The sequence below is a fragment of the Segatella bryantii genome (genome assembly GCF_022024215.1).
GTDB lineage: Bacteria > Bacteroidota > Bacteroidia > Bacteroidales > Bacteroidaceae > Prevotella > Prevotella bryantii.
In genome coordinates, this window is sequence record NZ_CP091797.1 from 332,387 (window position 1) to 340,000 (window position 7,614).

Genomic DNA, 7,614 nt, shown 5'->3' on the forward strand with positions numbered 1-7,614 from the left:
TGAATTTACAAATCGGCAATTAAGAGAAAAATCTGATGAAAAAGTTAGGATTTGATAACGACAAATACATTCGTATTCAGTCAGAACATATCAAGGAAAGAATAGAGAAATTTAAAGGTAAGCTATATCTTGAATTAGGTGGTAAACTTTTTGATGATCATCATGCTAGTCGAGTACTGCCAGGCTTTCAACCAGACAGTAAGTTGCGTATGTTGCAGCAGCTAAGTGATAAGGCGGAAATCGTTATTGTAATCAGTGCGATTGATATCGAAAAGAATAAAGTTCGCCAAGACCTTGGTATCACTTATGATGAAGATGTGCTACGTCTGCGCAAAGAGTTCCAGAATCGTGGCTTCCTTGTAGACAGTGTTGTTATCACGCATTACAATGGTCAGAATAGTGCCGATATGTATCGTAAGCGTTTGGAGCGTTTAGGTATTCGTGCTTATTATCATTATACTATTGAGGGCTATCCTCATAATGTGGCTCTTATTGATTCTGATGAGGGATTTGGTAAAGATGATTACGTGGAAACATCTCGTCCGCTCGTTATTGTTACAGCGCCTGGACCAGGTAGTGGTAAGATGGCTGTTTGTTTGTCTCAGCTTTATAATGAAAATAAAAGAGGTGTAAATGCTGGGTATGCCAAGTTTGAAACTTTCCCTGTATGGAATCTTCCTTTGAATCATCCTGTTAATATCGCTTATGAAGCTGCAACGGCTGACTTGAACGATATCAATATGATTGATCCGTTCCATTTTGATGCGTACGAGAAGGTGGCTATTAATTATAATCGTGACGTCGAAATCTTCCCTGTGCTTAACACGTTGTTTGAAGGTATCTATGGCGAATGTCCTTATAAGTCGCCAACTGATATGGGTGTTAATATGGTCGGTTTCTGTATCAGTGATGATGAGGTTTGTCAGGAAGCATCTAAGCAGGAGATTATTCGCCGTTATTATACAGCACTTAATAAATTGGCTAATGGTGGGGTAAATGAAGCAGAGGTTAACAAGCTCTCTTTGTTGATGAAGCAGGCTAAAATTACCACTGATTTCCGAAAGACTACTTTAGCAGCAAAAGCGCGTAAGGAAGAAGCTGGTGTGCCTTGCTCTGCTATTGAGTTGCCTGATGGACGTATTATTACTGCTGCTAGTAGTGTGCTTCTCGGTACAGCGTCATCTCTTATTCTGAATGCAGTGAAGAGTCTTGCTGGTATCGATCATGATTTGAAACTCATTCCTCAATACTTGATTGAGCCTGTTCAGAAGACTAAAATAGAATATTTGGGTGGCAATAATCCTCGTTTGCATACGGATGAAGTCCTCGTCGCTCTCTCTATTCTTAGCCAAACGGATGAAAATTGTAAGAAAGCGCTTGAACAATTACCTAAGTTGCGTGGATGTCAGGCTCATTTTACGATTATGTTGGGTGAAGTAGACCGTAAGATTTTCAAGAAATTGGGCGTTGGTATCACTTGCGATCCAATTAAGAAGGAGAAAAAATAAATCATCAGCTCTATACTTATATAATTAATAATGTCTCTTAAATTTATTTTAATTCAAAATTAAAACTCTCATGAACAATGTTTTAACTTAGCGATACTCTGTTTTGGGTTGAAATGCTTTCCGCAATTTTGAAAACATAAATTAAACAAACATTTATAGTTATGAAAAAATTTTTTTTATTGTTAATGATGCTAATATGCTTCTCAACTAGTTTTGCCCAAACATCTTATGGTACGTTTACTGTATTTCCAAATAAGAAAATATATGGTATTAACTTTAAGCCTAAACTTGCTTTTGGAAAGATCAATGCTAATTATGTGTTAGTTCTTAAGTATTCATCTAAGAAGGCATATGCAGTATTTGATGAAGGAAGCGTAATGCTATTAAAATTCGAAGATGATTCTGTATTAAAACTGCCAATTAATACATTCGTAGAACCTCAAACTGATTACAAATCTGAAATTCTTGAAATTACAAACAAGGTTTTAGAGCATTATATTACATATACACTTTTCGATTTAGACCAAGAAGCTATTGATAGAATAATTAATAAAAAACAAAACATAAAGAAAATACGTGTTCTATTTACTAATGGCAATGTAGAGGACTGGGATATAGACAAGAAATACCAACCCAAATTAATTAAAGGTTTAATCGAAAGTTATGATGTTGTCAATTCTGTCCAAGAAATAAGAAAAGAAAAGATTAATAATGTTGAAGCAGGCTTCTAATTCCAAGCCATGTATTCCTTTATGCTATTTAGGCTAAGCTCCTCGTTCAAGAGGTGCTTAGCCTAAACTACTTTTTATATTATCCTAATTTAAGTCTGAGGCTGTTGAGTACAACGGATACCGATGACAAAGCCATTAAGGCGCTCGCCCACATCGGGGTAATCTGAAAATCGATGCCAAATAGGTAAGGTACTCCTGCGGCTAATGGGATACAAATGATATTGTAGATAAATGCCCAGAAAAGATTTTGCCAGATCATCCGTACGGTGCGCTTGCTTAATTTTATGGCTTCGGGAATAGCCATGAGATCATTGCCCATAAGTGTAACTTGGGCAACATCCATGGCGACATCTGTACCTTTACCTATAGCGATGCTCACATCGGCCAGTGCTAAAGCTTGAGTGTCATTGATGCCATCGCCCATCATGGCTACCGTTTTTCCTTCTGCTTGGAGCTTTTTCACCAGGTTTTCTTTATCCTGTGGCATTACTTTGCTCTGATAATGCTTGATACCCGTTTGTTCTGCCCAGTATTGAGCAGCTTCTTCATGATCGCCACTCATCATATATACTTCGATGCCTTGATCTTGTAATATTTGTATCGCTTTTTTAGCATTCGGTTTTAATACTTCGCGTTGTTCTAAAGTCAAGTTGGATGCTCGGGTAAAGTCGATATTTAAATTGGGAAGAGTCAGTGTACCGGTTTTGTCGGTAACAAGAGCATCTATTTTACGCATGCTCTCCAGAGCAGATGCGTCCTTAATGAGTACCTGTTTTTCTGCAGCTTTCCCGATTCCTACCATGAGTGCAGTTGGAGTGGCAAGTCCCATAGCACATGGACAGGCTATCACAAGCACAGCTACAGCCGATATGATGGCTTGGGGTAGATAAGTGCTACCACCTACAAGAAGCCAGGTCAGGAAGGTGATAAGTGAAATAATTGCTACTACGGGCACGAAGATTAATGCGGCTTTATCTACAATGCGCTGAACGGGTGCCTTGGAGCTTTGGGCTTCTTGTACCATACGTATGATGTGTGCAAGAGCTGTATCTTCTCCTATCTGACGGGCACGCATGCGAAATTTGCCTTGACTGGGTATTGTTCCGGCTAAAACTTTACTTCCTTTTTTCTTTTCGGCTGGTGTTGGTTCGCCCGTTATCATACTCTCGTCTACATAAGCTGCATCGGCTGTCATAAAACTTTCTGCCCATGTTACTTCACCATCAACAGGAACTTTTTCTCCAGGACGAACTTCGAGTAAATCGCCTATTTCTATGGTTGAGATAGGTACTTCTTCGATTTCCTGACCATTTACGATATGTGCTGTTTTGGGAGCCATGCCCATCAGTTTACGTATACTTGTCGCCGTGCTGTCTTTAGCTTTTTCTTCAAGTAATCGGCCTGTAAGTACAAAGGTGATGATCATTACGCTCGCATCAAAATAGGTGTGCCAACTTATTCCCCGTATTCCCCAGATTGCATCGCCCCAAAAGGTATTAAAGGTACTAAATATAAAACTGATACCGGTAGATAGGGCTACGAGGGTGTCCATGTTGGCTGTACCATGGCGTAACTGTTTTATTGCTGTAATATAAAATGTTTTGCCGCAATATACGATATTGAAGATGGCAATAAGCATAGCCATTTGGTTGGCATATTCTTTACTTCCAAGGTTTATCCATTGCATGCTGACGGCCATCACTGCAACTGAGAAAATCCAGGATAGTATGGTCTTTCGACGGAGTAATACATACTCTCGCTTGCTTATTTCTTCTGCACTTCGATTTTCTTCGATAACCATGTCGTATCCTATCGAATTAATCTCTTTCTTGATCTGCTCGAGTGTAATGCTGTTTTCATCATAGTCGATAAACGCTGAGCGACCTACTAAGTTTACTTGGGCTTTGCGAATCCCTTCGAGCTCATCGAGCTTGCGCTGTACATTTGCTGAACATGCTGAACAAGCCATACCTATAATTGGAACTGTTTTCTTCATGGGTGCAAAGTTATAAGATATATGTTAATATGTTGTTATAGTTTTGAGGATTAGATTTATAAGATTTAGATATTATGGCTGATTCTTCGTCTTTTTTAGATAGGATTTTTTAGAAACTTATAATATTGTTACGACGCGATGTGTCGGGTGTGAACAGGTCTTGTCTGTCTCTAATGGGTTGACTGTCAAATAATTTATCAAAAAACAGCGTTTTCAAAAATCGTCATCTAGCTCAAAATATTCAACTTTTGATCAGCCTGTTTGGTCTTTTTTCTTCCCCTTGATTTTCTCTCCCGCCAAAACCACAGCTCCTAGGGGTCGAAACCTAAGACTTTGTTCGCTAAACTCTATGACCTTATCGCATCAACCCTAAGCTTTCGACCCCTAGGAGCTGGGGTTTTGGCGCCCATTTATTAAGCCACCGAAGTGTAAAATTCGTAACGCACTGATATTCAGGCAGATACGAAAATGCTTCAAAATTCGCGTATTTGAGGCACATTTACATCGCCATTTCAAATACGCAAGCTACAACTCTGTTGATGTCAATTAAATTCTAATCTTTCTCTTAGCAACACGTTCAGTTTGCTTCTCGTCCTACCCTGTTGTGATGTACTTGGCATAATCAAGTTTGCCTCCATCAGATCAGCACGTTGGTTTATATTTATGAGGCCAACATAATTTGTATTCATGAGCCTAACATGACTATCATATATATATAAGGAGTGAAGTTGTTCGATTCTTCACCGTTGAAAGATGTTGCTGGATGCAAACGATGTTCGATGCTATTAAAAAGTCGAAATAAAGGGTATAATAGGGCATATTTGTCAAAGAACGTGCAAAATCTTAGTTTTTTGCAATTTTTTCTTGAAAACATTTGGAGGTTATGGATATTTTGTATACCTTTGCAATCGCTTTCAAACAAACGGAAGCAGCCAAATAACGTTGGTTATGAGGCTTAAGAGAAAGAGTTCTTTGAAAAGATTACATAGACAGAGAAGTAGTACAAGAAGCGTTCACATATTATAGATATGTGTGAATGGGTAACAAAAACGAACCGTCAAGTTTAGTTTTTGTCCAGGCTTTAAACCGACTTCAATAAAAGGATAAGCGTCCTTGAAACAGAGACAAATCATCTATTTATATAGATATTCAAAGATATTTTACAATGGAGAGTTTGATCCTGGCTCAGGATGAACGCTAGCTACAGGCTTAACACATGCAAGTCGAGGGGTAACATGAAGAAAGCTTGCTTTCTTTGATGACGACCGGCGCACGGGTGAGTATCGCGTATCCAACCTGCCCATAAGTAGGGAATAGCCTTGCGAAAGTAAGATTAATGCCCTATGGTTTCCATTAAAGACATCTGAGATGGAATAAAGATTTATCGCTTATGGATGGGGATGCGTCTGATTAGGTAGTAGGCGGGGTAACGGCCCACCTAGCCGACGATCAGTAGGGGTTCTGAGAGGAAGGTCCCCCACATTGGAACTGAGACACGGTCCAAACTCCTACGGGAGGCAGCAGTGAGGAATATTGGTCAATGGACGGAAGTCTGAACCAGCCAAGTAGCGTGCAGGATGACGGCCCTATGGGTTGTAAACTGCTTTTTTAGGGGAATAAAGTTAGCCACGTGTGGTTATTTGCATGTACCCTACGAATAAGGACCGGCTAATTCCGTGCCAGCAGCCGCGGTAATACGGAAGGTCCGGGCGTTATCCGGATTTATTGGGTTTAAAGGGAGCGCAGGCCGTTTGGTAAGCGTGTTGTGAAATGTCCGGGCTCAACCTGGGCACTGCAGCGCGAACTGTCAGACTTGAGTGCACAGGAAGCGGGCGGAATTCGTGGTGTAGCGGTGAAATGCTTAGATATCACGAAGAACTCCAATTGCGAAGGCAGCTCGCTGTAGTGTTACTGACGCTAAAGCTCGAAAGTGCGGGTATCGAACAGGATTAGATACCCTGGTAGTCCGCACGGTAAACGATGGATGCCCGCTGTTTGCCCTTCGGGGTGAGTGGCTAAGCGAAAGCGTTAAGCATCCCACCTGGGGAGTACGCCGGCAACGGTGAAACTCAAAGGAATTGACGGGGGCCCGCACAAGCGGAGGAACATGTGGTTTAATTCGATGATACGCGAGGAACCTTACCCGGGCTTGAATTGCAGATGACGGATCTAGAGATAGTGACTTCCTTCGGGACATCTGTGAAGGTGCTGCATGGTTGTCGTCAGCTCGTGCCGTGAGGTGTCGGCTTAAGTGCCATAACGAGCGCAACCCTTCTCTTCAGTTGCCATCAGGTCAAGCTGGGCACTCTGGAGACACTGCCACCGTAAGGTGTGAGGAAGGTGGGGATGACGTCAAATCAGCACGGCCCTTACGTCCGGGGCTACACACGTGTTACAATGGCCGGTACAGAAAGTCGGATGCCCGTAAGGTCATTCTAATCAAGAAAGCCGGTCCCAGTTCGGACTGAGGTCTGCAACCCGACCTCACGAAGCTGGATTCGCTAGTAATCGCGCATCAGCCATGGCGCGGTGAATACGTTCCCGGGCCTTGTACACACCGCCCGTCAAGCCATGAAAGCCGGGGGTGCCTGAAGTCCGTGACCGCAAGGGTCGGCCTAGGGCAAAACTGGTAATTGGGGCTAAGTCGTAACAAGGTAGCCGTACCGGAAGGTGCGGCTGGAACACCTCCTTTCTGGAAGAGATGCTTATTTTGAAGTAAGTAAAAGTCAAGAGACATGACAAACGAAAAGGTTGGTTGATGTCATCCAAAGTTTCCTTGTACTACAGAACCTGTTTAACATATAAGAGAAAAAGGAAGCCGGGCTCGAAGATGCAAGCCCAGAAATCTTGGACAGTCAGCCAACCCGGAACTATAGTCCTATAGCTCAGTTGGTTAGAGCGCCACACTGATAATGTGGAGGTCGGCAGTTCAAGTCTGCCTGGGACTACACAAACTTCCAGTCTTCTCAAACAAAAAAGTTTGGGGGATTAGCTCAGCTGGCTAGAGCACCTGCTTTGCAAGCAGGGGGTCAACGGTTCGAATCCGTTATTCTCCACTTCAGGTAATCCACTTTTAATAGAGTGAGATAAGCCAATAAGATCTTTGACATATTGACACAAGCAAAACTGTAGCGAGAACTAGCAATAGTTCAAGAAACAATACAGCTGAAAGTATGAGCTACCGTTCGTTTTATTTGGATAACACTAAATGAAATGAACCGGTAAAGAAAAAAGTAAGAAAGGGCGTATGGCGGATGCCTAGGCTCACAGAGGCGATGAAGGACGTGATAAGCTGCGATAAGCTTCGGGTAGGTGCAAATAACCATTGATCCGAGGATTTCCGAATGGGACAACCCATACATTTGAAGAATGTATATCT

General features: G+C 41.9%; 3 protein-coding genes, 2 tRNA genes and 2 rRNA genes (1 of these 7 running past the window's edge). 6 read left to right on the forward strand and 1 reads right to left on the reverse strand.

The window, feature by feature from the left end; translation table 11 throughout:
- Positions 1-35: 35 nt before the first annotated feature.
- Both L6471_RS01155 and L6471_RS01160 read left to right on the forward strand, forming a co-directional pair.
- A complete protein-coding gene (locus tag L6471_RS01155) occupies positions 36-1,508 on the forward strand; it encodes a DUF1846 domain-containing protein (RefSeq protein ID WP_006281404.1) in 1,473 nt (490 codons plus the stop codon).
- 161 nt (positions 1,509-1,669) lie between these two features.
- A complete protein-coding gene (locus tag L6471_RS01160) occupies positions 1,670-2,239 on the forward strand; it encodes a hypothetical protein (RefSeq protein WP_094448920.1) in 570 nt (189 codons plus the stop codon).
- 79 nt (positions 2,240-2,318) lie between these two features.
- Here the strand turns inward: L6471_RS01160 and L6471_RS01165 are convergent, their stop codons facing one another.
- Entirely contained in the window at positions 2,319-4,235 is a 1,917-nt protein-coding gene (locus L6471_RS01165) for a heavy metal translocating P-type ATPase (RefSeq protein ID WP_094448919.1), read from the reverse strand.
- A gap of 1,162 nt (positions 4,236-5,397) precedes the next feature.
- Between L6471_RS01165 and L6471_RS01170 the strand changes: the two genes are divergently transcribed.
- The 4 genes from L6471_RS01170 to L6471_RS01185 form a co-directional block, all read left to right on the forward strand.
- A 16S ribosomal RNA gene (locus tag L6471_RS01170) occupies positions 5,398-6,927 on the forward strand.
- Positions 6,928-7,109: 182 nt separating this feature from the next.
- Positions 7,110-7,183, forward strand: a tRNA-Ile gene (locus L6471_RS01175).
- A gap of 34 nt (positions 7,184-7,217) precedes the next feature.
- Positions 7,218-7,291 (forward strand) — tRNA-Ala (locus L6471_RS01180).
- Positions 7,292-7,462: 171 nt separating this feature from the next.
- Positions 7,463-7,614 (forward strand): 23S ribosomal RNA (locus tag L6471_RS01185); it runs 2,743 nt beyond the window's last position.
- The 16S and 23S rRNA genes sit together here with 2 tRNA genes alongside, the layout of an rRNA operon.